The sequence below is a fragment of the Priestia sp. P5_B4 genome, assembly GCF_056400385.1.
Genome location: NZ_JBFULJ010000926.1, coordinates 1 through 1,452, shown reverse-complemented (window position 1 = coordinate 1,452; position 1,452 = coordinate 1). Strand labels below are relative to the sequence as shown.

Sequence of the window (1,452 nt, the reverse complement as noted above, 5' to 3'; positions counted from 1 at the left end):
ACAGAGCTAACACCAGGAAATAAGTCTGCATAGTCCTCAAAATATATTCCTGACTCATAATAATCTTTGGTAAAATCATTTCCTTCTTTACTTAACATATCACTAGCTAGTACGCCATCCCAATTCATATATAGCTCTGTTCCAGATAGCAGACCTTGGTTAAACTTTGTTATTTCATTAGAGGAAACCTGTTTAAACTCCTTGCTATACAAGCGATTTTCTATAACCCAACCTAAATACATGCCTGTATGTACAAATCCTTGATCTTCATCCAATCCTTCTGGAAAATCACCTTCATAATGCCATTCTGCTTTATCATAAGCCACCATCATATATTCTCCTTCTCCTTTATCTTCCTCTGCTAGACTTGGTTCTACATTCCCCTGAAAAATTAAAATAACAAATATTATTAGTAATATGCTTTTCAGTTTATGCAATCTATTTCTCCAATCTGATAAACTTTTAAAGATATTACATATCGATAAAATTCAGAAGAATATAATTAACATAATGTGAATTTTCGGAAGTGACTTATGTATATAAATGTATAGATCCCCTTGAAAGCCTTCGTACTGGTATTCTCCACAAAAATACACAACAAAAAGATATCCTATTTTTAAAAAGGCGTAATTATAGTTTCTCTTTTTGTTTTGATGAAAACTTTATAATGGCGTAACTGATAGTTAATACAAGAATAGCGCAAGTGTGCAAAAGTGTATTAACTGGGTTATCATGCTCCACAATAACCAGACGTATCAATGCAGTAATGCCAATATAAAGAAAATAGCGTAGAGGAAAGTGATAATTCTCTTGAAAATATTTTACGATCATTGCAATGAATTCAAAGTACAAAAAGAAAACTAAGATACTTTCAAGAATTTTGTAGTGAGTCTCAATTCCTCGATTAAAAATAGAGAAATGAATAAAATGGAAAATTTCCTTACCAAGCAAAACGGATAAAGTAACAGCTAGTAAAATCAATGCTGTATTTAAGATAAGCCGGAGAACGTGTGAAACCTTAAAGTTCGGTCTTTTGCTTTGTTGTATCATCAATATTCCTCCTACATACATAGCCTCTTTACTTTATTATATCTCCTGTTTTAGATTTATCATTAGCCGATACAACTTGTTTGTTGGAATGTTTATTTTAATTCATACATTACACTAAATGAAGACGTATATATTATGCATTATTAGTTAACATAACAGGTATTCTAAGAACCAAAAACAAGGCTACTAAAGTAACCTTGTTCTCTTTAATTAACTATTTACATATTACCTTCAACTAATATCGTGCAAATACTTGGTCAGATCCTCAAATTGCGAAAAAAATGGTGCATGATCTGCATCTATACTAAATACATCATCAAAAAACTTTTGTCTATACATTTCTCTTTGAGCTTCAACAGGTATTGCGTGATCTTTTGTAGTTTCGATATAAACACAAGGGAC

General features: G+C 31.3%; 2 protein-coding genes. Both read right to left on the bottom strand.

The annotated features are described in order from the left end of the window. On the bottom strand, positions 1 to 437 hold a 437-nt coding region (locus AC1DRF_RS27540; protein ID WP_477742251.1), incomplete at its 3' end, for a DUF7832 domain-containing protein. A 193-nt stretch (positions 438 to 630) separates the two neighbouring features. Continuing rightward, positions 631 to 1,050, bottom strand: a complete 420-nt coding sequence (gene psiE, locus AC1DRF_RS27535; RefSeq protein ID WP_029325326.1) for a phosphate-starvation-inducible protein PsiE — start codon at positions 1,048 to 1,050, stop codon at positions 631 to 633. Positions 1,051 to 1,452: the final 402 nt, after the last annotated feature.

Bases quoted from the DNA above. Each gene is read 5' to 3' on its own strand.
- psiE (WP_029325326.1), bottom strand. From the start codon at position 1,050: ATGATACAACAAAGCAAAAGACCGAACTTTAAGGTTTCACACGTTCTC.